The sequence below is a fragment of the Rhizorhabdus wittichii genome, from assembly GCF_017607425.1.
Taxonomy (GTDB): domain Bacteria; phylum Pseudomonadota; class Alphaproteobacteria; order Sphingomonadales; family Sphingomonadaceae; genus Rhizorhabdus; species Rhizorhabdus wittichii.
In genome coordinates this window covers 5516586-5540628 of record NZ_CP059319.1, presented here as the reverse complement: position 1 = coordinate 5540628, position 24043 = coordinate 5516586, and the positions used below count along the sequence as shown (strand labels likewise).

26 protein-coding genes and 1 pseudogene are annotated in these 24043 nt (G+C 69.6%); 15 read left to right on the top strand and 12 right to left on the bottom strand.

Annotated elements, in window-relative coordinates; translation table 11 throughout:
- Positions 1-81 precede the first annotated feature (81 nt).
- On the top strand, positions 82-537 hold the full coding sequence (locus HRJ34_RS26380; protein ID WP_011952211.1) for a universal stress protein: 456 nt from the start codon (positions 82-84) through the stop codon (positions 535-537).
- 23 nt (positions 538-560) lie between these two features.
- Here HRJ34_RS26380 and HRJ34_RS26375 read toward each other — a convergent pair whose 3' ends face one another.
- From HRJ34_RS26375 to HRJ34_RS26365, 3 genes are all read right to left on the bottom strand, one after another.
- Positions 561-932, bottom strand: coding sequence for a HepT-like ribonuclease domain-containing protein (locus HRJ34_RS26375; RefSeq protein WP_011952212.1), 372 nt, complete (start codon positions 930-932; stop codon positions 561-563).
- On the bottom strand, positions 932-1192 hold the full coding sequence (locus HRJ34_RS26370) for a nucleotidyltransferase family protein (protein WP_208632915.1): 261 nt from the start codon (positions 1190-1192) through the stop codon (positions 932-934). The genes HRJ34_RS26375 and HRJ34_RS26370 overlap by 1 nt, the downstream gene beginning before the upstream one ends.
- Before the next feature lie 129 nt (positions 1193-1321).
- Entirely contained in the window at positions 1322-1810 is a 489-nt protein-coding gene (locus HRJ34_RS26365; RefSeq protein ID WP_029549154.1) for a GAF domain-containing protein, read from the bottom strand.
- 79 nt (positions 1811-1889) lie between these two features.
- Between HRJ34_RS26365 and HRJ34_RS26360 the strand changes: the two genes are divergently transcribed.
- Complete coding sequence (locus HRJ34_RS26360) at positions 1890-2366, top strand: HXXEE domain-containing protein (RefSeq protein WP_011952214.1); 477 nt, start codon at positions 1890-1892, stop codon at positions 2364-2366.
- A 41-nt stretch (positions 2367-2407) separates the two neighbouring features.
- On the top strand, positions 2408-2830 hold the full coding sequence (arfB, locus tag HRJ34_RS26355; protein WP_208632914.1) for an alternative ribosome rescue aminoacyl-tRNA hydrolase ArfB: 423 nt from the start codon (positions 2408-2410) through the stop codon (positions 2828-2830).
- On the opposite strand, the gene HRJ34_RS26350 is transcribed toward arfB, so the two are convergent.
- The gene (locus tag HRJ34_RS26350) at positions 2827-3657 is read right to left on the bottom strand and encodes an SDR family oxidoreductase (protein ID WP_208632913.1); all 831 of its coding nucleotides are present in this window, start codon (positions 3655-3657) and stop codon (positions 2827-2829) included. The two genes, arfB and HRJ34_RS26350, sit on opposite strands and share 4 nt — an antisense overlap.
- Before the next feature lie 99 nt (positions 3658-3756).
- On the opposite strand from HRJ34_RS26350, the pseudogene HRJ34_RS26345 reads away from it, so the two are divergent.
- Positions 3757-4668: pseudogene (locus HRJ34_RS26345) on the top strand (AraC family transcriptional regulator).
- A 3-nt stretch (positions 4669-4671) separates the two neighbouring features.
- On the opposite strand, the gene HRJ34_RS26340 reads toward HRJ34_RS26345, so the two are convergent.
- Complete coding sequence (locus tag HRJ34_RS26340; protein ID WP_041379067.1) at positions 4672-5331, bottom strand: RluA family pseudouridine synthase; 660 nt, start codon at positions 5329-5331, stop codon at positions 4672-4674.
- 145 nt (positions 5332-5476) lie between these two features.
- Between HRJ34_RS26340 and HRJ34_RS26335 the strand changes: the two genes are divergently transcribed.
- The 4 genes from HRJ34_RS26335 (at position 5477) to HRJ34_RS26320 (ending at position 10158) form a co-directional block, all read left to right on the top strand.
- Positions 5477-6100: a 50S ribosomal protein L25/general stress protein Ctc gene (locus tag HRJ34_RS26335; protein ID WP_011952219.1), complete on the top strand. Its 624-nt coding sequence runs from the start codon at positions 5477-5479 to the stop codon at positions 6098-6100.
- A gap of 160 nt (positions 6101-6260) precedes the next feature.
- Complete coding sequence (gene pth / locus HRJ34_RS26330) at positions 6261-6830, top strand: aminoacyl-tRNA hydrolase (protein WP_011952220.1); 570 nt, start codon at positions 6261-6263, stop codon at positions 6828-6830.
- An 11-nt stretch (positions 6831-6841) separates the two neighbouring features.
- Positions 6842-7231, top strand: a complete 390-nt coding sequence (locus tag HRJ34_RS26325) for a VOC family protein (RefSeq protein WP_011952221.1) — start codon at positions 6842-6844, stop codon at positions 7229-7231.
- Between the two features lie 113 nt (positions 7232-7344).
- Positions 7345-10158, top strand: coding sequence for a CHAT domain-containing protein (locus HRJ34_RS26320; protein WP_208632912.1), 2814 nt, complete (start codon positions 7345-7347; stop codon positions 10156-10158).
- 87 nt (positions 10159-10245) lie between these two features.
- On the opposite strand, the gene HRJ34_RS26315 is transcribed toward HRJ34_RS26320, so the two are convergent.
- Both HRJ34_RS26315 and HRJ34_RS26310 read right to left on the bottom strand, forming a co-directional pair.
- On the bottom strand, positions 10246-12606 hold the full coding sequence (locus HRJ34_RS26315) for a hypothetical protein (RefSeq protein WP_208632911.1): 2361 nt from the start codon (positions 12604-12606) through the stop codon (positions 10246-10248).
- A 2-nt stretch (positions 12607-12608) separates the two neighbouring features.
- Positions 12609-13937, bottom strand: coding sequence for a surface lipoprotein assembly modifier (locus tag HRJ34_RS26310; protein WP_226948965.1), 1329 nt, complete (start codon positions 13935-13937; stop codon positions 12609-12611).
- Between the two features lie 115 nt (positions 13938-14052).
- Between HRJ34_RS26310 and HRJ34_RS26305 the strand changes: the two genes are divergently transcribed.
- Entirely contained in the window at positions 14053-15348 is a 1296-nt protein-coding gene (locus HRJ34_RS26305; protein WP_011952225.1) for a caspase family protein, read from the top strand.
- Between the two features lie 9 nt (positions 15349-15357).
- Here the strand turns inward: HRJ34_RS26305 and HRJ34_RS26300 are convergent, their stop codons facing one another.
- Positions 15358-15672, bottom strand: coding sequence for a hypothetical protein (locus HRJ34_RS26300; protein ID WP_016746360.1), 315 nt, complete (start codon positions 15670-15672; stop codon positions 15358-15360).
- Between the two features lie 82 nt (positions 15673-15754).
- A complete protein-coding gene (locus HRJ34_RS26295; protein WP_208632910.1) occupies positions 15755-16384 on the bottom strand; it encodes a hypothetical protein in 630 nt (209 codons plus the stop codon).
- Between the two features lie 132 nt (positions 16385-16516).
- Here HRJ34_RS26295 and HRJ34_RS26290 point away from each other — a divergent pair, with 132 nt between their 5' ends.
- The 6 genes from HRJ34_RS26290 (at position 16517) to HRJ34_RS26265 (ending at position 21712) form a co-directional block, all read left to right on the top strand.
- Positions 16517-17287 carry a response regulator transcription factor gene (locus HRJ34_RS26290; protein ID WP_226948964.1) on the top strand — a complete coding sequence of 257 codons (771 nt, stop codon included), beginning with the start codon at positions 16517-16519 and terminating at the stop codon, positions 17285-17287.
- A 5-nt stretch (positions 17288-17292) separates the two neighbouring features.
- Complete coding sequence (locus HRJ34_RS26285) at positions 17293-18648, top strand: sensor histidine kinase (RefSeq protein WP_226948963.1); 1356 nt, start codon at positions 17293-17295, stop codon at positions 18646-18648.
- Positions 18649-18758: 110 nt separating this feature from the next.
- Positions 18759-19403, top strand: coding sequence for a hypothetical protein (locus HRJ34_RS26280; protein ID WP_208632909.1), 645 nt, complete (start codon positions 18759-18761; stop codon positions 19401-19403).
- A 131-nt stretch (positions 19404-19534) separates the two neighbouring features.
- On the top strand, positions 19535-20635 hold the full coding sequence (gene ychF, locus HRJ34_RS26275) for a redox-regulated ATPase YchF (protein WP_011952231.1): 1101 nt from the start codon (positions 19535-19537) through the stop codon (positions 20633-20635).
- Between the two features lie 63 nt (positions 20636-20698).
- Positions 20699-21151, top strand: coding sequence for a MaoC family dehydratase (locus tag HRJ34_RS26270; RefSeq protein ID WP_011952232.1), 453 nt, complete (start codon positions 20699-20701; stop codon positions 21149-21151).
- A gap of 69 nt (positions 21152-21220) precedes the next feature.
- The gene (locus HRJ34_RS26265; protein WP_011952233.1) at positions 21221-21712 is read left to right on the top strand and encodes a DUF805 domain-containing protein; all 492 of its coding nucleotides are present in this window, start codon (positions 21221-21223) and stop codon (positions 21710-21712) included.
- Positions 21713-21758: 46 nt separating this feature from the next.
- Here the strand turns inward: HRJ34_RS26265 and HRJ34_RS26260 are convergent, their stop codons facing one another.
- From HRJ34_RS26260 to HRJ34_RS26250, 3 genes are all read right to left on the bottom strand, one after another.
- Positions 21759-22259, bottom strand: a complete 501-nt coding sequence (locus tag HRJ34_RS26260; RefSeq protein ID WP_011952234.1) for a TPM domain-containing protein — start codon at positions 22257-22259, stop codon at positions 21759-21761.
- Positions 22256-23119 (bottom strand): S-methyl-5'-thioadenosine phosphorylase, encoded by an 864-nt coding sequence (gene mtnP / locus HRJ34_RS26255; RefSeq protein WP_208632908.1) that lies wholly within the window; start codon positions 23117-23119, stop codon positions 22256-22258. Before mtnP ends, HRJ34_RS26260 begins: the two co-directional genes overlap by 4 nt.
- 81 nt (positions 23120-23200) lie before the next feature.
- A complete protein-coding gene (locus HRJ34_RS26250) occupies positions 23201-24043 on the bottom strand; it encodes a cytochrome c1 (RefSeq protein WP_011952236.1) in 843 nt (280 codons plus the stop codon).

The window sequence follows — 24043 nt, the reverse complement described above, 5'->3', positions numbered from 1 at the left end:
GGATGACAAGGTCAAGGCCGGGATAGCCAGAAAGCACGCCTGAGGAACCGGACCGGTTCGAAGCAAGGGGAATAAGCCAAAGTGCGTACCTATATGGTTGTCATCGACGACAATGAGGCCGCGCGCGCCGCCCTGCGCTTCGCCGCCCGGCGCGCCATCAAGACCGGCGGGTCGGTCGAGATCCTGGCGCTGGTGCCGCAGCAGGAGTTCGTCCAGTGGGGGGCGGTCCAGGCCACCTTCGAGGAGGAGGCCCGGCTGCGCGCCGAAGCGATGGTCGCCCAGGCGGCGAGCGCGCTGATCGAGGATACCGGCGTCATGCCGTCGATCACGGTGCGCCAGGGCGATCCCGTCGCGGTGGTCCGCGAATTGCTGGCCGAACAGCCGCACGTCGCGGCGCTGGTCCTGGGCGCGGCGGCGAGCGGCAATCCCGGCAAGCTGGTCAGCCACTTCGCCGGCACCGACGCGGGCCAGCTCCCCTGCCCGCTGATGATCGTCCCCGGCTCGCTCGACGACGAGGCGATCGACCGGCTGAGCTGAGACGCACCGCATCCGCAGCCGCGCTACGCGCCGCCTTCGCGCGAGCCCTCAGGATCGAGACGCCTTTTCTCGTCCCGGCACATTCTGCCGATTTCATCCAGTCTGGCCGTGGCGGCAGACCATATGATCCCGGTATCGATTTCGTCATAGGCGTGGCTGACGATGTTGCGCAGCCCAACCATTTGCCGCCATGGCAGGTTCGGATGCCTCTCCTGCAGATCGGGCGGCAATCGCTTGCAATGCTCGCCGATCATCGCCAGCCGATAGGCGGTGGCATCTACCGCGTCTCGATCCTCTGCGAAGCTGCGCCTATCGTGCTTGCCGACAGTTTCCCGCGCACGTGCGACGAGAAGCTCGATCGTCTCCAGCTCATGGGCCAGCTTGCGATCGTCCATCAAAAGACCTGTACCAGTTCCGGCGCGACCCGTTCCCGGAAGGAGGGACGCATGGCCTTGCGGGAAACCAGGTCAACGTCCCGCCCAAGGGCGTCCTTGATATCCAGATACACGCCGGCCTGATCGAACAGATCGAATCTGGAGTCCGGATCATAGTCGAAGATGAGGTCGACGTCGGACGCATCGCCGGCCTGATCGCGCGCCGTGGACCCAAAGAGATACAGGGCCGAAACGCCTTGCTGGCGCAGCCGCTGCTCCAAGGGCCTCAGTCTGGCCAACGCCACGTCCCGTTTCATGATCGCATTTTCACACAGTCTCTTGCACGAGGCAAGCATAGGCAATGCATCTATCGCCATAACACTTTGAATAAAAACATATTTTCTACGAAATCACGCCGCGATCCGGGGGCCCAGGACCGCCATCAGCTCGGCGCAGCCCACCACGTCCTGTTCGTCGAAGCGGCCCTTGATCGGGCTGTCGAGGTCGAGCACGCCGATCAGCCGGCCCTCATGGACGATCGGCACGACCAGCTCCGACGCCGAATAGGCGTCGCAGGCGATATGGCCGGGGAATTCGTGGACGTCCGACACGCACTGCGCAGTGCGGGTGTCCGCCGCCGTGCCGCACACGCCCTTGCCGAACGGGATGCGGATGCAGGCGGTCTTGCCCTGGAAGGGCCCAAGCACCAGTTCCTGCCCGATCGCGCGGTAGAAGCCCGCCCAGTTGAGATCGGGCAGATATTCCCAGATCAGCGCCGCGGCATTGGCCATGTTGGCGATCGCGTCGGGCTCGTCGGCGGTCAGCGCGGCGAGCGCCGCCGCCATGTCGGCATAGAGCGACGCCTTGTCGCCGTGCCGGTCGATGTCGAACATGTACATGCCGTCCATCTGGACCCGCCGCGCTTGCGCTTCAAGCGGCTTGCGATATCGTCCGCGCGGGGTTCGGGGGGAGCGCGCGATGACGGCATCCTATTATCGCCTGATCCGGTGGCTGCCGGTCGCCTTCGCGGCGCATGTCGCCGAGGAATATCTGACCGGCTTTCCCCGTTACGCCGGGGAGATCAGCGGTCATGCGATGGATCTCCCGCTGTTCCTGGGCGGCAATATCGCCTTCATCGCGATCATGGCGTTGCTCGTCGGCTGGGCCGCGAAGACGCGCAGCGCGACGGCCAATTTCTGGCTGCTCGCCTGGGCCGCCGGCAACCTGTTCTGGAACTTCGTCTTCCACTTCGTCCTGGTGATCGCCTTCGACCGCCATTCGCCGGGGTTGATCACCGGCACCCTGGTCTATTTCCCGCTGTCGCTCGCGCTGTGGCAGGCGGCGCTGGCCGGACGGGTCGTCCGCGCGCCGACGCTGATCGGGGCGATCCTGCTGGGCGGCGCCTATATGGGCGCGGTCGCGGCGTTCAGCATCTTCCATGTCGGCGGGGTCTGAGCGCCTAGCCAAGCCGGTGCCCGCCCGATAAGGCTCCTCCCATGCTGCTCATCCCCGTCACCCGCTCGATCGCGATCGACAGCGATGAGATCGAGGAAAGCTTCACCCGCGCGGGCGGCCCCGGCGGCCAGGGGGTCAACACCACCGACTCCGCCGTGATGCTGCGTTTCGACGTACGCAATTCGCCCAACCTGCCCGACGCCGTGAAGATCCGGCTGGACGCGATCGCCGGCAGCCGAATGACCCGCGAGGGCGTGCTCGTCCTGCGCAGCGAAGGCGCCCGATCGCAGCTCCTCAACCGGCAGGAAGTCCGCGAACGGCTGTTCGATCTGATCCGCGAAGCGACCTTCGTGCCCAAGAAGCGCAAGCCCACAAAGCCGTCCCGGGCGGCGAAAGCCAAGCGCATGGACGGCAAGTCCAAGCGCTCGGCGGTCAAGAACCTGCGCGGCAAGGTTTTCGACTAGGACGGATCGGGTCGTGGCGCGAACATCGCCCGCATCCGCGCCAGATACTCCTCTTCCGAGGTCGACCAGCGCAGCTCGTTGAGCATCTTGCTGTCGGCCCCCGCCGGATAGCGCAGCTTGCCGCCCTCCTCGGTCGCCGCGGCGAAGACGGCCTCGGCCACCTCGGCTTCACTGCAATAGGCGGTGGGATAGTCCGCCATGCGGGTGAAGCAGGCCTGGGCGAAGGGCGCATAATCGGCCGGGATCAGCCCCTCCATCCGGGCACCGCCATTGGCGGTGAAGCTGGTGGTCGGGGCATAGCCCGGCTCGACCAGCCGGGCGGTGATACCGAACGGCGCGAGCTCATAGGCCAGGGACTCGGTGAAACCCTCCACGGCGAACTTGCTCGCGGCGTAGACGGCGACGAGCGGCATGACCCCGATGGTCACGCTTGACGTGAGGTTGACGATAATGCCGTGCCCCTGCCGCCGCATCTGCAGGATGATCGCGCGGCAGGTGGCCATGACGCCGAAGCAGTTGGTTTCGAAGACCTCGCGGACCGTGCTGTCGGGGGTGGCTTCGACGGCGGAGGCCATGCCGATCCCGGCATTGTTCACCAGCACGTCGATCGCCCCGAAAGCCGCCACCCCTTCGGCGATCGCCGTATCGATGCTCGCCCGGTCGGTGACGTCGAGCCGGACCAGCTTCAGCCGGTCCGATGCCCGGAAGACAGCCGGGTCGGGCCGCCGCATGGTCGCGATCACGTTCCAGCCGCGATCGAGGAAATGGTCGACGGTCGCCTTGCCATAGCCCGACGAGGTTCCGGTGATGAGGATGGTGCTGGTCATGTCCTGTCTCCTTCGTTGCCGTCGGATAGACAGGGCCTTTGAGACGATCTATAATTCATCATCCATTATTCATTATAGATCGTCCCATATAGATCGTCCATGGATCCGCTCAGCGACATCATCGCCCTCCTCCGCCCCCATGCCGCCCTCTCCAAGCCGATCAGCGGCCGGGGCGATTGGGGCGTACGCTATGACGCCTATGGCCAACCCGGCTTCGCGATGGTGCTGGCCGGCATTGCTGGCTGACGCTCGACGGCGCCGAACCGGTCCGACCTCGACCGGGGCGACTTCGTGCTGCTGCCCGCCACCCCGCCTTCACCTCGCCAGCGCCTGGGGATCGCCGGCCCCTCGTGCAGCCGTGGACCGGGCGGTCCGTCATGAGAGCCCGACGGCGCCCCCGATGTCGAGATGCTGGGCGGCGCCTTCCGCATCGAACCGGTCAACGCGCCGCTGCTGCTGGCCCTGTTGCCCGGCATGATCCACATACGCGCCACCGAGAGTGCCGCCGATCGGCTGTCGCGGATCATCGCCCTGATCGCCGAGGAATGCGGCGGGGATCGACCGGGGCACGACATGATCCTGCCCCGGCTGATCGAGGTGATGCTGATCGAATGTCTGCGCGGGAGCGGGATCGAGGGCGAGGCGCTCCCTTCCGGCCTGTTGGCGGGCCTGCGCGATCCGGCGCTCGCCACCGCCTTGCGGGCGATCCACGGCAACGTTCGCGGCGGCTGGAGCGTGGCCGGGCTCGCCGCGATCGCCGGCATGTCGCGATCGGCCTTCGCCGCCCGCTTCGTCGAGACGCTGGGCTGCGGCCCGATCGAATATCTGGCGCGGTGGCGGATGGCGCTGGCGCGCGACGCGCTCGATCGCGGCAAAATCCCGCTCGACCGGCTCGCGGAGACGATCGGCTATGAATCGGCCAGCGCCTTCAGCACCGCCTTCCGCCGCCACATGGGCTGTTCGCCAGGCGCCTTCGCCCGCGCCCGTCGTCAGTCCGCCATAGCGGCCTGACGATCAGGCCGGTTCGGCGAAGCCCAGCGCGGTGAAACGCGCGGGAAGCGGCGCCTTCGCCTCGATCGGGTTCTTGCCTTCGCGCGGGACGACCAGGGCGGAGGCATGGAGCAAGGTCACTCCGGCCTGCCCTTCCCTGCCGTAAACCGGGTCGCCATGGATCGGCAGGCCGATGCCGGTCGCGGCGTGCACGCGAATCTGGTGGGTGCGACCGGTCGTCGGCCGGAACTCGACCAGCGCGCGTCCGTCGACGGTCGCGACGACGCGCCAGGCCGTGGTCGCGGGCTTGCCCCTGGGGTCGCCGACCATCCGCCAACCAGCCTCGCGGGTCGAGATCTTGGCGAGCGGCAGGTCGACCAGGCCGCTCTCCTGCGCCGGAATGCCGTCGAGGATGGCAAGATAGGTCTTCTCGACCTTCCCTTCCTCGAAGGCGAGCGCATAGCGTTTGTGCGCCTTGGGATTGCGCGCCAGCAGCAGGCAGCCCGAGGTGTCGCGGTCCAGCCGGTGCACCGCGCTCGGCCAGCGCTTGAAACCGAAGGACAGCGACTGGAGGTGGTTCTCCAGACTGATGCTGCCGTCGCGCGGCGGATCGACCGGCAGGCCCGAAGGCTTGTCGATCACCATCGCCTCGCCGTCGATGAAGAGGATATGTTCGTCTAGCACGCGCCTCCCTTGCACGGGCCGGCCCCGCCTGCAAAGAGCTTCCTTGCCTTTCGGGCGCCGCGCCGCTATGCGCCCCCATCCCGTTCCGGTCATCCCTGGAGGCGGTACGGGTCTTGGAAACTCAAATGCGAACTGGAGACATGTTATGAGCGAAGTGCTCGACCTGTCGGCCGAGGCACGCGAGCGGGCTGGCAAGGGAGCCTCCCGCGCGATCCGCCGCGAAGGCCGCGTCCCCGCCGTGATCTACGGCGAAAAGCAGGAACCCGCCTCGATTCACGTCGAGGAGAAGGTCCTCATGAAGCTGCTGCACACCGGCCACTTCTTCAACAGCGTGGTCATGCTCGATGTCGGCGGCAAGAAGGTCCGGACCCTGCCGAAGGACGTCCAGTTCCATCCGGTCACCGACCGTCCGCTGCATGTCGACTTCCTGCGCATCGGCGAACACACCAAGGTCAACGTCAACGTTCCGGTCCACTTCAAGGACGAGGAACTGTCGCCCGGCCTGAAGCGTGGCGGCGTTCTCAACGTCGTCATCCATGACCTGGGCCTGTCGGTCGACGCGGCCGAGATCCCGGAGGAGATCGTGATCTCGCTGAAGGGTCTCGAGGTGGGCGAGAGCATCCACCTGTCGCAGGTCGCCCTGCCCAAGGGCGCGTCCGCGCAGGACCATGAAGACATCACCATCGCGACGATCGTCGCCCCGTCGGCGCTGAAGAGCGCCGAGGGCGAGGAAGCCGCCGAAGCCGGTGAAGAGGCCGCCGAGGGCTGAGCCCTTCGCAGCTTCGCGAAAGAATGAAGGCCCCGCCGACCCGTTCGGCGGGGCCTTTTTCTTGCTGCGGGGATGATGAGGGGAAACGGCAGGAGGCGATCGGCACGATCTGTAAACCGCTCGCTGGCATCACGATCGCCGATTGGCTAGAGCCTGCGCCATGCAGATCTGGGTCGGCCTTGGCAATCCGGGCGCGCAATATGCGATGCACCGGCACAATGTGGGTTTCATGGCGGTCGACACGATCGCCGAGGTGCACCGCTTCGATCCGTGGAAGAAGCAGTTCCAGGGCTGGTCGGCGACCGGGCGGATCGGCAACGTGAAGGTCCTGCTGCTCAAGCCCGCCACCTTCATGAACGAAAGCGGCAGATCGGTCGGCGAGGCGATGCGCTTCTTCAAGCGCGAGACAGGCGATGTCACCGTCTTCCACGACGAGCTCGACCTCGCCCCGTTCAAGGTGAAGGTGAAGACCGGCGGCGGCACCGCCGGGCATAACGGCCTGCGATCGACCGAGGCGCATATCGGCAACGCGTTCCGCCGCGTCCGCATCGGCATCGGCCATCCGGGACACAAGGACCGGGTCACGGGTTATGTCCTCGGCAATTATGTCAAGGCGGAGCTCGACCCTCTCGCCGGCATGCTGGGCGCGATCGCGTCGGAGGCGGACTGGCTGGCATCGGGCGACGATGCCCGCTTCATGAGCGAGATCGCGTTGCGGCTCGCCGACTGACGGAGGCTGTCATGCAGGTCACTCCCTTCCTGATGTTCCAGGGCGATGCCGAGGCGGCGATCGATTTCTACCGCGGGCTCTTCCCCGAATTCGAAGTGGTCGAGCTGACCCGCTGGGGCGCGGAGGGCCCCGGCAAGGAAGGCTCCATCTATCAGGCGAGCCTCTCGATCGCCGGGCAGACGGTCCGCTGCTTCGACAGCCCGCCGGTCCACGACTTCGGCTTCACGCCCTCCTTCTCCTTCTTCATCGACTGCGACGACGAAGCGCAGATCGAGGCGCTGTGGGCGGCGCTGTCCGACGGCGGCAAGGCGCTGATGGGGATCGGCGACCATGGCTTCAGCCGGCGCTTCGGCTGGGTTCAGGATCGCTTCGGAATCTCCTGGCAGCTCAATCTGCCCTGACGGGCTGACGCCGGGCCCTTCCCGCAGTACAAGGCTCCCTGGGGAAAGTTCGCGTTCGGGGGAGTAGCGTGGGGGGTCGTTTATTGTCTGCCGCGGCGGGGGCCGCGCTTCTGATGTCGTCGCCGGCGGTCGAGGCAGCCAGGGCCGATCCGGTGGCCGCCGCCGCGAAGATCGACATATCCGCCGATCCGGGCGGCGCCGTCGTCGCCTGGCGCGCCGCGCTCGCGACCGCGCCGAGGCCGGGCGCACGGCGGGCCCATATCCTCAGCAGGCTCGGCACCGCGATGGTCGGGGCGGCGCAGGTCGAGGACGCCGTGCCGACCCTGCGCGAATCGCGCGACATGGCGGGCGTCTCGCCGTCCGACCGGGCGCACAGCACGACGCTGCTCGGCTCCGCCTTCACCAACCTCAACCGCTATGACGAGGCGGAGGCGACGCTGAAGGACGCCGTGGCGCAATGGCATGCGATCGCGCCGCAGGGCAGCGCCGAGGAGGCCGACGCGATCCACACGCTCGCGATCCTCCATTATGCGCGCGGCGATCTCGACGGCGCCGAGCGGCTCGAAGCCGAATCCTTCGCGCTCGCGCGCCGGGTGAAGGCGCCCGAGAACGAGCATATGGTGGCGATGATCACCACCATGGCGATCGTCGCGCTCCAGGCCGGCAAGCTGGAGGCGAGCGACACCTATGCGCGCGAGGCGATGACGATCGCGGGACGCGTCCTGGCCGAGGATCATCCGATCGCGATCCTCGCGATCAACAATTGGGTCACCGTGCTCGCCGCGCAGAACCGCCGTTCCGAGGCGGTCGACATCCTGCGGCGGATCGCCGGCATCGAGGAGAAGCGCTTCGGCCCCGACTATGCGGGGCTGGCCGTCACCTACAATAATCTCGGCCGCACCCTCGCCCTGCTCGGCCGCACCGCCGAGGCCGAGCCCTATGCCCGCCGGTCGGTGGCGATCGGGGAGAAGACGCTGGCCCGCGACGACGAGACGCTCGCCGCCTTCCGCAACAATCTCGCCGACCTGCTCGCCGGGCGCGGCCTGCTGGCGGAGTCGCTGGCGATCCGGCGCCAGGCGCTCGCCGATCTCGGGGATTCCAATCCGGTGCGGGCGATGCGCATCCGCACCTCGCTGGGCAAGAGCCTGTTGTCGACCGGCGACGATGCCGGCGCGTGGGAGGCGTTCGCGATCGTCGACGCGTGGCAGGCGAAGACCCTGCCCGAGACGCACCCCGACCGCATCGACATCGCCGGCTGCCGCGCGCTGCTCGCCGCCCGGATGAAACGCGCCGATGCGGCCGAGCGGCTCGCCGGCATCCTCGCCGTCACCGAGCGCGAGCTGTTCGCCAACGCCGATCCCGACCGGCGCAGCAGCACCGTGCCCGATCATCTCGGCCGGTTGCTGGAGGCGAGCTGGCTGGTCGGCGATCGGCCGGCGGGCTTCCGCGTCGCCCAGCTGATGGCGCTCGACGATGCCGGCCGCGCGATCGTCGCCGTCTCGGCGCGCGCCGCCGCGCGCGACGGCGGCACCGCCGCGCTGATCCGCAAGCGGCAGGACCTGCTCGCCCAGCGCGACCGGCTGACCCAGGCGGCGCTGCGCGCCTATGGCAAGGGCGAGGCCGACTATCACGACGCCACCGCCGAAGTCGGCCAGGTCGACGGCGAACTGGCCGCGACCGAAGCGGCGCTCACCGCCGCCCAGCCCGATTATGCCGCCCTCACCCGCTTCACCGCGCTGGACGAAGCGGCGGTGGCGCGGCGGCTCGGCCGGCGCCAGGCGCTGGTGATGCCGGTGCCCTTCGGCGGCGGCGCGCTGACCTTCGTGGTCCGGCCCGGCGGCGGCGCATGGGCCTGGTCCGGCACGGACTCGACCGCGCTCGCCGATGCCGCGACGTTGCGCGCCTCGCTGGGGCTGGAGGTCGCGACGCGAGGCGCGCTCGCCGACGCGCCGACGGACCCGCCGCGCTTCGACCGGGCGCTCGCCCACAGGCTCTACCGCGAGATCGTGCCCGCCGCGCTCGACGCGACGCTGGCCGGGGCCGACGACTGGATTCTCGCCCCGGGCGGCGCCTTCACCCGGCTGCCCTTCGCGGTGCTGGTGACCGACACGCCCAAGGGCCGCGACGACGACCCCGCCGCCTTGCGCGCCACCCCCTGGCTGATCCGCAGGGCCGCGCTGATGCAGGTTCCCTCGATCGCCGGGATCGGGGAGACGCGCGGCGCGACGACGTCCGGCGATCGCTTCGTCGGCATCGGCGCGCCGCTGCTCGGCGGCAAGGCCGCGCCCGGTGAACTGCGCGGCTTCTATCGCGGCGGCGCGGTCGACCGCGACGCCCTAACCGCGCTCGCTCCCCTGCCGCAGGCCGAACGCGAGCTGATCCGGATGCGGGAGGCGCTCGGCCTCCAGCCGAGCCTGCTGGTCGGCGCCGCTGCGACCGAACGCGCGGTCAAGGCCGAGGATTTCAAGCGGGTCCGCGTCCTCGCCTTCGCCACCCATGGGCTAGTCGGCGGCGCGGTCGACAAGGCTTCGGAACCAGGTCTCGTCCTCACGCCGCCGGCGAAACCGGACGATACCGACGACGGCCTGCTCACCGCGTCCGAGATCGCCGCGCTCGACATCGACGCCGACTGGGTGGTGCTGTCGGCCTGCGACACGGCGGCGGGCCAAAGCCCCACCGCCCCTGCCCTGTCGGGTCTCGCCCGCGCCTTCCTCTATGCCGGCGCGCGATCGCTGCTGGTCAGCCACTGGGCGGTGCGCGACGATGTCGCCGCACGGCTGACCGTCGACACCGCCTCGCGCGCCGCGAAGGGCGAGCCCCGGCCGCAGGCGCTGCGCAGGGCAATGCTGCGGCTGATCGCCGACCCGAAGGTGACGGACGGCGCCGATCCCTCGGTCTGGGCGCCCTTCATCCTGGTCGCGCGCTGAGAATAAAAGAAAAACGGCGCCAGGTTACCAGACCTGACGCCGTCTCCCGCGGGTGCCGGGCGGTGGGAATGGCCGGCGCCCGAAGCCCTATTTGCCGAACGCCGCCGCACCGGTGAGGGTGGGGCCGCCATTGGTGCTGTTGATCGAGTAGCTCAACCCCACATGGCTCGCGCCGGGGCCGGCCAGGAAGCCCGTGATATAGGCCCCGCAGCCGGTGGACGAGCAGACCGGCCCGCCCGCCGCGACCGGAATGTTGTTGGCCTGGAAGCCCATATTGGCCTGCACCCCCATCTGGCTCTGCGCCGGATTGGCGACGCCGCCGTTGGTGGCGACGTCATAGGTGTGGCCGCCGATCGATACGTGCAGGTCGACGCCCACCGTCGGCGTCGCGCCGAAGGCCACCGCCGCGCTGCCGGTCAGCGAGCCGGGATCAAGCGACCCGTCGCTGATCGTCGGCTTGGTCGCGCCGACCAGGGCATAGCTGGCGGTGCCGCTGGTCGGCAGGTTGGTGGCCGGCGCACCATAGACATAGTGCATCCCCTGCTTGTCGGTGCGGTTGAGGACGCTGCTGTCGAAATATTTGCCGGCCGTGGCGCCGCCGGCCCAGCGCGTCCAGCCGATCACGCCGGCGACGCTGCCCGTCTCGAACCCGCTGTTGGTGCCGATCTCGGGCGATTCCTGCGTGTTCGTCGTCCACACATATTTCACCAGCTTGCCGCTGTCGTCGATCGTGGTCGTCGTCTTGTCGCGCAGGTCGATGCCCAGCCTGTCGCCGGCATAGGCGATCATCTGCCCGGTCCTCTCATTGCCCGTGACCGGCGCGGTCGGGGTCGTCGGGCCGGTGGGCGTGGTCGGAATCGTTGGCAGCACCAGCGTCAGGTTGGCGAGCAGCGGCGCGATCGCGTCGAAGGTGCCGGTCGCCGCGAGCAGGTTCAGCGCGTCGCGGATCAGCTGGATGGTCGGGGCCGGCACACCCGCGAACAGGCCGTTGTCGATCGCCAGGTTGATATATTGGCGGATCAGGTCGACCGTGATCCCGCTGAAGCCGTTCGGATTGCCGCCGCCCTTGAGGAAATCGATATAGGCCTGGAGCGCGGTGGCATAGCCGGGCAGCACCACCGGACCGGTGCCGGGATCGGTGCCCGGATTGGTTCCTCCGGGCGGCACGAACACGCCGGTGCCGCCGTTCGCCAGATATTGCGCATAGGCGTCGAACACCGACCGGTTGGCCTGCGCGATCGCGTCGACCAGCCCGCTCGACTGCAGGAAGGCGAAATAGGCGTTGATCACGTCCTGCGTCGCGCCGGTGAAATTGGCCGGCGCGCCGCCGCCCTTGATGAAGGCGATATAGGCGTTGACGACGTCGAGATAGCTCTTGGTGAAGTCGGTCGCCGCCCCGCCCGAGGACAGGAAGTCGAGATAGGCGTCGGCCAGCGCCCGGTTCTGCGCCGACAGGCCCTGCAACGTCCCCGTCGAGGAGAGATAGGCGAGGTAGCTGTTCACCGCCGCCTGGTTCGCCCCGGTGAAGCTCGCCGGGGAAGCGCCGGTGCGCAGCAAGTCGATATATTGGTTGATCAGCGCGGCATAGGTCGCCTTGAACTGATCGCCCGCGCCGCCGTTCGCCAGATAGGCGAGATAGGTCTGGATGATGCCGGGCTCGGCCCCCGCGAACAGCTGCCCGCCATAGGCCGACTGGAGCTGCGCCGCGAAATCGACCAGGGTCGCGACATCACCCGCCGGAAAAGCCTTCACAGCCGGATTGGTGGCCGAGGCCTCGACGTTGCGCGCCGCCTGCACGACGTCGCCCGACGCGCCGACCGCGGCCAGCGCCTCGCCCAGGTTGACGGGCACGCCGGCCGCTGCCGCCTGCGCCGTGTCGCCGGCCGGCTCGACCGCGTCGCTCGCCGCCGTCCGCGACGCGGCCGGGGCGGGATCGGCCTGGTTGGCGAAGATGCGCGAGGTGCCGCCGCCGGCCTGCCCCTGCCAGGCCGAGCCGCGGGTATAGACCTTGGTCTGGCCGTCGCTCTGGATCGCGACGTTGCCGCCCAGCGCATGGCCGGTGAAGCCGTCGCCGGTGACGGTGAAGGAGCCCGAGGGCGAAACGCCGGTCAGCCGCGCGGTGGCGCCGCCCGGAAGCCGCACATTGGTGCTCGAAGCGCCCGACTGCGTCGCGACGGTGACGCTGCCCGCGAGCACGGTGACGTCATCGCCGTCGATCCGTACCGCGCCGCCGCCGACCAGCGAGACGATGCTGCCATTGTCGGTCATGATCTGGGTGGTGCCGCCGCTGGTGCGGACCTCCTGCCCCGCCGCCAGCGTCGCGCCGGCCAGCGCGGGATCGTCGGAGAAGAGCAGCTTGCCCGCCATGGCGGGGGTGGCGAGGCCGGCGATCGACGCCGAGGCGAGGAGCCCGAGCGAAAGCCGGGCGAAGATAGTGGTGCTGGTCATGTTCAATTCCCCCGGAACTCGAAGCGGACGCCGAGGCTGGCGGTCCAACGCTTGAAGTCGTACAGCGCTATATTGCTGAAATTACGCGTGTAAGTGACACGCGGGCGGAGGTAGACCGATCCGGTCAGCAGATATTTGAGGCCGATCGAGGCGTCGATCTGCTCGTCCCTGCGCTTCTTGAGGAACAGCGGATCGGCGTCGTCGTAGCGGCGCAGTTCTCCCGAGACGCCGCCGACCACGTTGAGCCCCGGCGCGATCGAATATTCGAAGCCGAGATTGGCGTTGACGAAGCCGTTGGAGAACTGATCGCCCGCGTTGCGGCGCGCCTCCTCCTTGCCGCCCGACACGCTGGCGACGAGGACGCGGTCGGCATAGGAGACCGCCAGCGCATAGCGGTCGGCGTCGCGCAGCGGGTCCCTGTCATAGTCGAAGCGATAGAGCTGCGCGCCAACGCTGAGCGCCGCGCCATTGCCCATCAGGTGGGTATACTGGCCGATCGCGCCATAGGCAGTGCGATAGCCGTCATGGCCCAGCCAGAATTTCTGGGCCTGGCCCGACAGCGACAGCACGTCGCGGCTGGCGAAGCTGTAGGAAGCGCCGACCGTGCCGGTCAGGCTCGCCTGGTCGAAGGTGCGGTCGCCGATATTGTCGCGCCAGGTGCCGAGCAGGCTGCCGAACACGCGCATCTGGCGACTGGCCGGGGTGGCGACGCTGACGCCGCCCTGCAGGTCGTAATATTGCTTGTCGATCCGCCGCGCCGCGCCGCCCAGCGTGCCCGGGCCGAGGCCGGCGAACAGCGGGATGGTGATCGTCGACAGGTTGGTCGCACTGTTGATGTTGCTGTCATGGCCGGCCGAGGCGTCGAGGAAGCCCGATACGTCGGTGCTCCCGCCGGCGACCTCCCGGTCGAAGCGGCGGACGATGCCGTCGAAGCGCTGCCGCACCGGATCGGGCAGGGTCGGGTCCTGGACGACGGTGTTGAACTGGGCGCGCGCGGTGTCGACGTCGCCGCCCAGCGCATAGGCGCGGGCCAGCTCGGCGCGGGCCTGGCTGTTGCTCGGCTGGACCGACAGCACGCGCTGGAAGGCGAGGATCGCCTCGCCCGCGCGGCCGCTGTCGGCGGCGGCGAGGCCCAGCGCATAGTCATAGTCCGGATCGCCGGCGCGGGTCGCGACGAGCGGCGCCAGCATGTCATAGGCCTGCGCGGCCTTGCCCTGTTGCTGAAGGGCGAGCGCGCCCTTCACGGTTTCGTCCATGGCCGCCGACGCCGGCGCGCAGGCCAGCGCGACCGCCATCGCCGCGGCGGCGGAAAAGCAGATGCTACGTGTCACGATATCTCCCCTGTTACCCCGGCGCAGGCTCTGCCACGGACCGTCCGATTTGCTCCCTGACGTTTCCTGACATGCGCTGGCGGCGGCCCGTGCGCGCGCCTATGGAGAGGGGGTGATGCGACCGCGCTTCCTCCTCGCCGCGCTCGCGGGGGCGCTGCTGTCGGCGGCTCCCGCCGCTGCCGAGACGCGCGCGGTGCTGGTCGGCGTCTCGCATTTCTCCGATCCGCGCCTCGCCGCCTTCGCCCTGCCCGGCGCGGCCCGCGACGTCGAGCGGATGGCCGGCGCGCTCGCGACGCTGGGGGTCGATCGGGCGGCGCTGACGATGCTGACCGGCGACGGCGCCACCCTCGCCGCGATCCGCGCGGCGCTCGACCGGCTGGCCGCCGCGTCGGCCGCCGGCGACCGCGCCGTCATCTTCCTGTCGGGGCACGGCACCCAGGCCCCGGCCAGGACCGCCGACCTGATCGAGCCCGACGGCAAGGACGAGCTGTTCCTCGCCGCCGATGCCGGCGCCTGGGACCCGCGCAGCCGCACGGTGCCCGGCGCGCTGGTCGACGACGAGATCGGCCGCCGCATCGGCGAGCTGCGCGCGCGCGGCGTCGACGTGTGGATGGTGATCGACAGTTGCACCGGCGGCGGGCTGCTGCGCGGGTCGGGCACGCCCAAGGCGATCCCGCCCGCCCGGCTCGGCATCCCGGCCGGCGCGCCCCTGCGCGGCGCGGTCGATCCGTCGGGCTTCGTCGACGGCGGGCTGGCGGGCGGCGGGCGGCTCGTTGCCTTCGCCGCCGCCGGGCCGGGCGCGATCGCCTGGGACGACGGCGACGGCGGCGCCTTCACCACCGCGCTGGCCCGCGCGATCGCCCCCGATCGTCCCGCCAGCTTCGCCGCGCTCGCCGCCGGCATCAGCGGCAGCCCGCGCCGGGGCGGGACGATCGGCGCCTTCTGGACGGCGGGCGACCTGTCGGCGCCGTTGCTGTTCGACGGACGATCGCCCGACATGGTCGACTTCGCCCGCGCGCTGCCGCCACTGCCCTTCGCCACCACGCTGGCGATCGACCGCGCCGGGGCCTGCAAGGCGGACGGCGGCAACCGGCCGCGATCGGACGGCGGCGGCGACCTGACCCTGCTGCTGCATTGCGACCATGTCCGCGTCGACATGGCCGAACCGCCGCAACCGCTCCGCATCGAGGCCTGGTATCGCGACGCGGCGGGCGGCTACACCAGCCTCGCCCCGCCGCTCGGCCTGGTCGTGGCGCCGGGCCGCTGGGCCAATGTCGGCTTCACCTTCGTCACCCGCGACCCCGGCACCGGCCGCGAGCTGCCGAAGGGCGAGGAGACGCTGGTGCTGATCGCGCGCGACACGGACGGCAAGGCGATCGGCGCGCGGCTGCTCCGGTTCCGGGCCGCCTGACCGCCCCTCTCAATGCGGCAGGATGATCCCCAGCTCGCGCTCGATCTCGCCACGCGCCAGCAGGCCCGATTGCTCGACGCCCTTGGCGATGATCAGCAGGATCACCTGTTCGGGCGCGGAGATCAGCGTCGGAAAGTGGCCGTGCAGGCTCTGGTCGAGCGCGCGGGCGAACATCGATATCCGGTCGCGCAGCGTCATCTCGGCCGGCAGGGCCACCGATCGGCTGAAGGCGCACCAGCGCTGCGCCGTGAACAGAATCGCAGCGTCGATCGTCGCCGATGCATCGTCATCGCGCGATCCGGATTTTCTGCGGAAGGGCCACATCACCGGCCCAGCATGGCATGGTTCGAAGGGGTCGATGGTGATCCAGTTCACAAGCCGGGGCCGAACCGGGCTCATCCGCCGATCAGTTGCTGAGCACCACCACCCGGGTCGGCACCCGCCCGGCATTGCCGAGCATCACCCGATAGTCGGCGGGGCGCGGCGGCGACCAGCGGCACAGCGGATAATAGGCGTTGCCGCGTTCGTCGCAGACGGTGCGCCCGCGCTGGTCGGCGACGCTCAGGTGCAGGTCGGCGTCGCCGTCGCCGATCGCCGAGACGAAGGCCGGCTCGGCCCCGCGCGTCCGCACCGTCCAGCCGACGCTCTCGCCGGCCGGCAGCATCTGCCGGAACTGGAGCGGGCCGCTGCCCCAGCTTCCGCCGACGATGCCCTTGGGCCGCGCCCGGGCCAGCGCCTCCACCTCGGCGGCGACGCCCGCGTCGCCGGGCGCCATCAGCCGCGCCTCCTCCGCCAGCGCGGCGGCGATCGGCGATCGGTCGGGCAACCCCTCGCGCGCGACCAGCCGGCCGCCCTGAAGCTCCGCCTCGCGCAGGCCGCTCGCCGCGACGATCCGCGCCGCCGTCAGCATCTCGCGCGCGTCGCCGCTGCGCCGCGCATGATCGGCCAGCTTGAGGCCGAGCGCCGCGTCCTCGATCGCCGACGGCGCGGCGGCGCCGATCAGCAGCAGGGCGGCAAGGATGCGCAGGCGCTTCATGATCCCGGTCTATAATGGCCGCGCCCGGCAGGCCAGCGCGATGGCCTGAATTTATCTGACGGCCCGAAGCGTCCCGCTTTCCTTTCCCCGGCGGGCTGGCATGATGACGCCATGGGGCAAGAAGACGACATCATGATCGAACAGAGCTTCCGCAGCCTGTTCCTGGGCCGATCCGCGCTGATCCTGGAGGACGAGACCGAAGTCGCCGAGCTGCTGGCGACGGCGCTCGGCCGTGCCGGCTTCGCGCGGGTCGACGTGGTCGCCACCGGCACCGACGCGGTCGACCGGGCGAGCGCCGATCCGTTCGACGTGCTGATCCTCGACCGGCAGACGCCCGAGCTCGACGGGCTCGGCGCGCTCGGGCGGATCCGTTCCGAAGGCGGCCGATCGACCCGCGCCCCGGCGCTGTTCCTGACCGCGCTGGGATCGGAGCGCCACCGGATCGAGGGGCTGGCGGGCGGCGGCGACGACTATGCGGTCAAGCCGCTGTCGGAGATCGAGCTGCTCGCCCGGCTCGCCGCACTGCTGCGGCGGCGCGAATGGGACGGCGCCTCGCCGGCCGGGACCGAGCTGGTCTGCGGGCCGCTCAGGATCGACGCGGGGACGATGACGGCGTCGTTGTGCGGCACCCTGCTCGACCTGACGGCGCGCGAATTCTCGATCCTGTCGCTGCTCGCGCGCAACATCGGCCTGCCGGTGACGCGGTCGATGCTGTGGTCGGTCTGCTGGTCGACCTATAATTTCGTGCCCGCCAATTTCGCCAACACCATCGACGTCCATGTCTCGCGCCTGCGCCGCAAGCTCGAGGCGGCGGGCACCGACCTTCCCGCCAGCCTCAGCCCGCTGATCGTCGCGGTGCGGAGCCAGGGCCTGATGCTGCGGCGGCTGGACGCGCCCGCTTGAGACCATTGCACCTTTCCGCCAAGACGGCGCTGCTGCTGGGGGTCTTCTCGGTGCTGGCGCTGGCGCTCAGCCTCCTCGGCCTCGCCATGGTCGATCGCGACGCCCGCCGCATCGCCGCCGCCGAGGCGGCCCAGCATGATTATGAAGCGCTCGACGAGAAGCTGCCGGGGATGATGGCCGACCCCGCCGCCCAACCGCTGCTCGCCTCGGCGGTCGGCGAGATCGGCCAATATGCCGGGCGCACCGGCCAGCCCCGCATCGCCCTGTTCCGGGACGCCGACGGGCGGGTCCGCGGCACCTGGGCCCGCTGGCCCGGCGGGGTGCGCCCGTGGCGCGAAGGCTATGTCGCCGCCCGCGCGCCCGACGGGCATGGCGAGCTGATCGGCGTCGAGCGGCGGCTTCCGGGCGGCGCGGCATTGCTGATCGCCCGGCCGGTCGCCTCGGCGAGCGCGCTGCGCCGGTCGCTGGGGCTGTGGGGCGGCGGCATCGTGCTGGTGCTGATGGGACTGTCGATCGCGACCGCGCTGATCGTCGGCGGGCAGACCGCCGCGCGCATCCGCCGCCTCAACCGGGTCTGCGACCGGGTTGGCGAGGGCGACGTCAAGGCGCGGATCGCCGATCCCGGCCCGCCCGACGAGATCGGCGTCCTCGCCCGCCACATGAACGGCATGCTCGGCGAGCTCGAACGCCGCATCCACGGCCTGCGCGCGGCGTCGGACCATATCGCCCACGACCTGCGCACCCCGCTCGCCCGGGTGCGCGCGCGGCTGTCGACGATGGAGGATGCCGCCGATCCCGCTATCGCGACGCAGGCGGCGCGGGCGGCGGCCGAGCTCGACCGGCTGATGGCCGCGTTCAACGCGCTGCTCGAACTGCGCGAGATCGAATCCGACGTCAGCTCGCCGCCCGAGCTGTTCGACATCGCCCGCGCCGTCGAGGACGCGGTCGACCTCTACGAAGCCGTCGCCGAGGACGAGAAGCAGGTGCGGATCACCCGCGCGGTCACCGCCGGCCCGTTCGTCGGCGATCGCGAGTTGGTGATCCGGGCGCTCGCCAACCTGATCGAGAATGCGTTGAAGGTGTCGCCGCCGGGCGCGACCATCGCCGTCGCCGCGCAGGACGCGCGCCGGGACGGCGAGCCGGCGCTCGAACTGGCCGTCACCGATGAGGGGCCGGGCTTCCCCGAGCAGGAGGAGCCCGCGGAGCCCCGCTCGACGCTGGGCGGCCACGGTCTCGGCCTGGTCATCGTCCGCGCCATAGCCGAACGCCATCGCGGCGAGGTCCGCGTCGAGAACGGCGCGCGCGGGGCGCGGGTCACGCTGCTGCTGCGCACACCGCGCCTGCTCGCCGGCTATGAATAGCGGCCGGCCGGTGCCGCGGGCGGACATGCCGAGCCCGTTCGTTTATCGGCGGTTCAGCTAGGCCGGTTTAGCTTTCGCGCGCTAGACTTTACGAATGGAGGGAAACAACCATGCGTCTTGTCCGAACCGCGATGCTTGCTGGCCTGGCATCCGCGGCGCTTGCCGGAGCGGCCTTCGCCGCCGGCGACGACAGCAAGGTGATGCTGATCGCGATGCCCGACGGATCGGTCCAGCATGTCCGCTATCAGGGCGACGTCGCCCCGCAGGTCGTGCTGGTCGCCGCCCCCGCGCCGGTCAGCCTGTTCGACGTGGCGTTCGGCCCCGACTCGCCCTTTGCCGAGATGGACCGCATGTCGGCGATGATGGAGGCCCGCGCCCAGGCGATGATGCAGCAGGCCGCCGCGATGCAGGCGCAAATGCCAGCGGCCGCCGTCGATGGCGGGCCCGGCATCGTCATGACCAACGCGCAGGGCGAGCCGGTCGGCGTGATGCACTACAGCTTCGTGTCGAGCACGACGTCGGCCGACGGCTGCACCCGGACGGTCAGCTACAGCTCCGACGGCGCGTCCGCCGCCGGCCAGGCGGCCGACCAGCCCAAGGTGATCCGGACCAGCTCGGGAAGCTGCGGCTCGGCCGTTCCCGCGCCCAGCCCGGTGACGCCGACCGGCAGCGCCCCCAAGGCGAAGCCCGCGCCGAAGATCATCCCGGTCAGCGTGCCGGCCGAGCTGAAGGCATTCACCCCGTCCCGGACCTGATCCGCCCGGATCGGATGTCGACGAAAGGCCCCGGAGGATGCTCCGGGGCCTTTCCGCTTTTTGCGGCATGCACTGGCCTTTGCCCGCCGCACCGGCTATCGGGCGCGCATCCGAACAAGGCTTGAGGGATTATGGGTTTTCGCTGTGGCATCGTGGGGCTTCCGAACGTCGGCAAGTCCACCCTCTTCAACGCACTGACCGAGACCGCCGCGGCGCAGGCGGCCAACTATCCCTTCTGCACGATCGAGCCGAACATCGGCCAGGTCGCGGTGCCCGATCCGCGGCTCTACGAGATCGCCAGGATCGGCGGATCGGCCAAGATCATCGAGACGCAGCTCGCCTTCGTCGACATCGCCGGGCTGGTGCGCGGCGCGTCGAAGGGCGAAGGGCTGGGCAACCAGTTCCTCGCCAACATCCGCGAGGTCGACGCGATCGTCCATGTGCTGCGCTGCTTCGAGGACGGCGACGTCACCCATGTCGAGGGCAAGGTCGACCCGATCGCCGATGCCGAGACGGTCGAGACCGAGCTGATGCTGTCCGACCTCGAAAGCCTGGAGAAGCGCGTCCCCGCCTTCGCCAAGAAGGCCGCGCAGGGCGACAAGGAGTCCAAGGCCGCCGCCTCGGTGCTCGGCCAGGCGCTCGACCTGCTGCGCGACGGCAAGCCCGCCCGGCTGACCCAGCCCAGGGACGACGACGAGGCCCGCATCTTCGCCCAGGCACAGCTGCTCACCTCCAAGCCCGTCCTCTACGTCTGCAACGTCGACGAGGGCGCGGCGGCCGAGGGCAACGCCCTGTCGGCCCGCGTGTTCGAGAAGGCGAAGGCCGAGGGCGCCAAGGCGGTGATCGTCTCGGCCGCGATCGAGGCGGAGATCGTCACGCTCGACCCCGCCGACCGCGCCGACTTCCTGTCCGACCTCGGCCTCAAGGAGACCGGCCTCGCCCGCGTGATCCGCGCCGGCTACGAACTGCTCGACCTGATCACCTTCTTCACCGTCGGCCCGAAGGAAGCGCGCGCCTGGACGGTCGAGAAGGGATCGAAGGCGCCGCAAGCGGCCGGCGTGATCCATAGCGATTTCGAGCGCGGCTTCATCCGCGCCGAGACGATGGCCTATGCCGACTATGTCGCGCTGGGCGGCGAGGCCGCCGCGCGCGAGGCGGGCAAGCTCCGGTCGGAAGGCAAGGACTATGTCGTCCATGACGGCGACATCATGCTGTTCCGCTTCAATGTATAGACATTAGACGAAGATCCGTCATGCCGGCCTCCGCCGGCTTGACGCGAAAGCAGGAATGACCGGATGCGCTATTTCGAGGATTATCAGGAAGGCCAGGTCGAGCGCTTCGGCGCCTATCCGGTGACCCGCGAGGAGGTGATCGAATTCGCCTCCAAATATGATCCGCAGCCCTTCCATCTCGACGACGAAGCCGCCGCGCAGAGCGCGATCTTCGGCCGGCTGGCGGCGAGCGGCTGGCATAGCTGCGCGATGCTGATGCGCATGCTGACCGACCACTGGACCGAAGACGGCTATTTCTCGCTCGGCGGGACCGGCGTCGACGAGCTGCGGTGGACCAAGCCGGTCTATCCGGGCGATACGCTGAGCATCGAGGCGGAGGTGCTGTCGAAGAGCACGCCGCGCTCGCGCCCGACCATGGGCTTCGTCACCTTCCGGCTGACCGTGTTCAACCAGCATGGCGACGTCGTCATGACCCTGAAGGTCACCAACATCCAGCATCGCCGGCCCGCCGCCTGACGCGCGTTCTGGATGGAATGCGGATGCCTACCGGCCTAGGGAGACCAGGCGAGAGAGGGAGGGAACCGCATGGGCGGCGGAGAGGCTGACGATAATGCGCGCATGTTGATACGGACGATCAGGCTCAGCTTTGATGGATCGGGCCGTTCTCGACGAACGGAAGTCGTGTATTGGTACATCGCCACCGCACTGGTCGGCACCACATTCACTTTCGCTGCGACAACCGCGCTGCCATGGAAAGCAGGCCTCGTGGTCAGTGATCTCCTGCAAGCCATCTTATTTATCCCAGGGTTCGCGCTATTCGCCCGTCGTTTGCACGATCAGGATCGTTCCGGCTGGTGGGCGCTGCTCCTTCTGCTCCCCATCGCATTGAGCCTGCCCGATCATATCAGGATGCTCGCCCTCGAGCCCGCGGATTGGTTGGCCGCCGAAAGACAACCCGATGCCACGATCTGGGCCGCGATGCTGGCCGGTCTGATAATATTGGTGCTGTTGCTTTTGCCGGGAACCGTCGGCCCCAACCGGTTCGGTGACGATCCTCGACAAGCCGCTGCCGACTAACGGGACGTTGGTCGAGGGTCAGCCCCGGCCCGCCTGACGGCTGCGTCTATTTGCCGATCCGCGCGATGATGGCGTTCACGCCCGCGCTGATTCCGCCGGCCATGTCGCCCTTCCGAAAGCGCGGCAGGATCGTGTCGCGGATGATCGTCGCGCAGACCGGATCGCTGAGCGCTTTCTCCAGGCCGTAGCCCACCTCGATCCGCACCTTCCGCTCGTTCGGCGCGACGATCAGCAGCACGCCGTCGTCGATGCCCTTGCGGCCCACTCCCCAGCTTCGTCCGACCCTAGTCCCGAAATCCTCGATCCGCTGGCCGCGCAGGCTGGGCACTGTCAGCACAACGAACTGATGGCCCGTGGTCGCCTCCAATCGAGCGAGCCGCCGATCGATGTCGCGGGCGACGGCGGGCGGCAGCAAGCGGGCCTCGTCGGTCACCCGTCCCGTCTGCGCCGGCAGCGGCGGTCCCGCTTCCCACCAATGGGCTGCCGTCGCAGGCATGGGGTCCGCGACCAGAAGCAGCGCCGCGCACGACAGCGCGAGCCGCTTCATCCGAACAACCGGGGCAGCAGCGTCGCCAGCCGCCGTTTCGTCGCGGCGGGCCAGGCGGAAGGCGCCGTGATCACCGCGCCGTCGAGCGCATGGTCGCAGCCCTGCGGGCAATGGGTGCCGCCTTGCGTCCCGGCCGCGACCGCCTCCACCAGCGCCTGGGCGCGGGCGACATTGGCCTCCATGATCGCGATCACCGAGGCGACGTCGACATGGGTGTCCGACCAGGCGTCGTCGTCGGTCACCATCGCGACGCTGGCATAGCAAAGCTCGGCCTCGCGGGCGAGGCGCGCCTCGGGCAGGCCGGTCATGCCGACGACGTCGCACCCCCAGCCCTTGTGCAGCAACGATTCAGCGCGGGTCGAGAATTGCGGCCCTTCGATCACCAACATCGTGCCGCCGATCCTGTAGGGCCCGCCTTCTTCCGCCAGCGCGCCGGCCACGACCACGCCGAGGCGCGAGCAGGTCGGGTGGCCGAAGGCGGCGTGGGCGACGATGCCGTCGCCGAAGAAGCTGCGCCCGCCACGGATCGTGCGGTCGACATATTGGTCGACCAGCACGAAGCTGCCCGGCGGCACGTCCCCGTGGAAGCCGCCGACCGCCGACACCGCCAATATCTCGGTGCAACCCGCCGCCTTCAGCGCGGCGATATTGGCGCGGTAGTTGACCTCATGCGGGGCGATGCGGTGGCCCCGGCCGTGGCGCGGCAGGAACGCCACCTCGCGGCCCGCGATCGTGCCGAGCAGCAGCGCGTCCGACGGCGGGCCCCAGGCGGTGTCGACCGCGATCCATTCGCCGTCCGACAGCGCCGGCATCCGATAGAGCCCGCTGCCGCCGATCAGGCCGAGACGGTTGCTGGTCATGCGCCGGTCGTTCCCCTCATATAGGAAAAGGGCCGCCCGGTCGCCCGGACGGCCCCTTTTCGTTCATCGAACCGATCCGGCTCAGTGCTTGATGCCCGCCCAGATGTTCCGGTAGGACAGAAAGGCCAGGATCGTGGCGATCAGCAGGAAGCCGAGGACCGCGACGCCGGTGGCGTGACGCTTCTCCAGCTTCGGTTCCGCCGTCCAGATCAGGAAGGCCGAGACGTCCTTGGCCATCTGGTCGACGGTCGACTTGGTGCCGTCGGCATAGGTGACCTGCCCGTCGGCCGCGAGGGGCGGCGGCATCGCGAGGTTCAGGTTCGCGAAGTACGGGTTGTAGTGCAGGCTGGCCGGGGTCTTGGCATCCGGGAAGTGCTTGAGCAGTTCCGCGGGCTGGTCCTGATAGCCGGTCAGCAGCGAGTAGATATAGGCACCGCCGTCATGGCGCGCCTTGCTCATCAGCGACAGGTCCGGCGGCAGCGCGTTGTTGTTCGCGGCGCGGGCGGCGACCTCGTTCGCATAGGGCGCCGGGATCTTGTCGGCCGGGGTGCCCTTGCGGGTCGCGGGCTCGCCGGTCTCCGGGTTGATCGAGGGAACCTCGGTCGCCCAGTTCTTGGCGATCGCCTTCACCTCGGGATCGGTGAAGCCCAGGTCCTTCAGGTCACGGAAGGCGACCTGGTGGAGCGAATGGCAGGCCGAGCAGACTTCCTTGTACACCTGGAAGCCGCGCTGGAGCTGCTGGCGGTCGAACTTGCCGAGCGGACCATCCGACGCGAAGGAAACCTCCTTCGGGTGCAGGTGGAATTCATGCTCGACGGTCTTGGCCGGCGGCTCGCTGATGTAGGCGACGGCGCCCGTCACCAGCGAGAACAGCAGGACGAAGACGAAGCCGAGGCCGGCGAGGAATGCGATGGGACGAACCAT

Bases quoted from the DNA above. Each gene is read 5' to 3' on its own strand.
- HRJ34_RS26375 (WP_011952212.1), bottom strand. From the start codon at position 932: ATGGACGATCGCAAGCTGGCCCATGAGCTGGAGACGATCGAGCTTCTC.
- HRJ34_RS26365 (WP_029549154.1), bottom strand. From the start codon at position 1,810: ATGTACATGTTCGACATCGACCGGCACGGCGACAAGGCGTCGCTCTAT.
- HRJ34_RS26360 (WP_011952214.1), top strand. From the start codon at position 1,890: ATGACGGCATCCTATTATCGCCTGATCCGGTGGCTGCCGGTCGCCTTC.
- arfB (WP_208632914.1), top strand. From the start codon at position 2,408: ATGCTGCTCATCCCCGTCACCCGCTCGATCGCGATCGACAGCGATGAG.
- HRJ34_RS26350 (WP_208632913.1), bottom strand. From the start codon at position 3,657: ATGACCAGCACCATCCTCATCACCGGAACCTCGTCGGGCTATGGCAAG.
- HRJ34_RS26335 (WP_011952219.1), top strand. From the start codon at position 5,477: ATGAGCGAAGTGCTCGACCTGTCGGCCGAGGCACGCGAGCGGGCTGGC.
- pth (WP_011952220.1), top strand. From the start codon at position 6,261: ATGCAGATCTGGGTCGGCCTTGGCAATCCGGGCGCGCAATATGCGATG.
- HRJ34_RS26325 (WP_011952221.1), top strand. From the start codon at position 6,842: ATGCAGGTCACTCCCTTCCTGATGTTCCAGGGCGATGCCGAGGCGGCG.
- HRJ34_RS26320 (WP_208632912.1), top strand. From the start codon at position 7,345: ATGTCGTCGCCGGCGGTCGAGGCAGCCAGGGCCGATCCGGTGGCCGCC.
- HRJ34_RS26315 (WP_208632911.1), bottom strand. From the start codon at position 12,606: ATGACCAGCACCACTATCTTCGCCCGGCTTTCGCTCGGGCTCCTCGCC.
- HRJ34_RS26305 (WP_011952225.1), top strand. From the start codon at position 14,053: ATGCGACCGCGCTTCCTCCTCGCCGCGCTCGCGGGGGCGCTGCTGTCG.
- HRJ34_RS26300 (WP_016746360.1), bottom strand. From the start codon at position 15,672: ATGTGGCCCTTCCGCAGAAAATCCGGATCGCGCGATGACGATGCATCG.
- HRJ34_RS26295 (WP_208632910.1), bottom strand. From the start codon at position 16,384: ATGAAGCGCCTGCGCATCCTTGCCGCCCTGCTGCTGATCGGCGCCGCC.
- HRJ34_RS26290 (WP_226948964.1), top strand. From the start codon at position 16,517: ATGATCGAACAGAGCTTCCGCAGCCTGTTCCTGGGCCGATCCGCGCTG.
- HRJ34_RS26280 (WP_208632909.1), top strand. From the start codon at position 18,759: ATGCGTCTTGTCCGAACCGCGATGCTTGCTGGCCTGGCATCCGCGGCG.
- ychF (WP_011952231.1), top strand. From the start codon at position 19,535: ATGGGTTTTCGCTGTGGCATCGTGGGGCTTCCGAACGTCGGCAAGTCC.
- HRJ34_RS26270 (WP_011952232.1), top strand. From the start codon at position 20,699: ATGCGCTATTTCGAGGATTATCAGGAAGGCCAGGTCGAGCGCTTCGGC.
- HRJ34_RS26265 (WP_011952233.1), top strand. From the start codon at position 21,221: ATGGGCGGCGGAGAGGCTGACGATAATGCGCGCATGTTGATACGGACG.
- HRJ34_RS26260 (WP_011952234.1), bottom strand. From the start codon at position 22,259: ATGAAGCGGCTCGCGCTGTCGTGCGCGGCGCTGCTTCTGGTCGCGGAC.
- mtnP (WP_208632908.1), bottom strand. From the start codon at position 23,119: ATGACCAGCAACCGTCTCGGCCTGATCGGCGGCAGCGGGCTCTATCGG.
- HRJ34_RS26250 (WP_011952236.1), bottom strand. From the start codon at position 24,043: ATGGTTCGTCCCATCGCATTCCTCGCCGGCCTCGGCTTCGTCTTCGTC.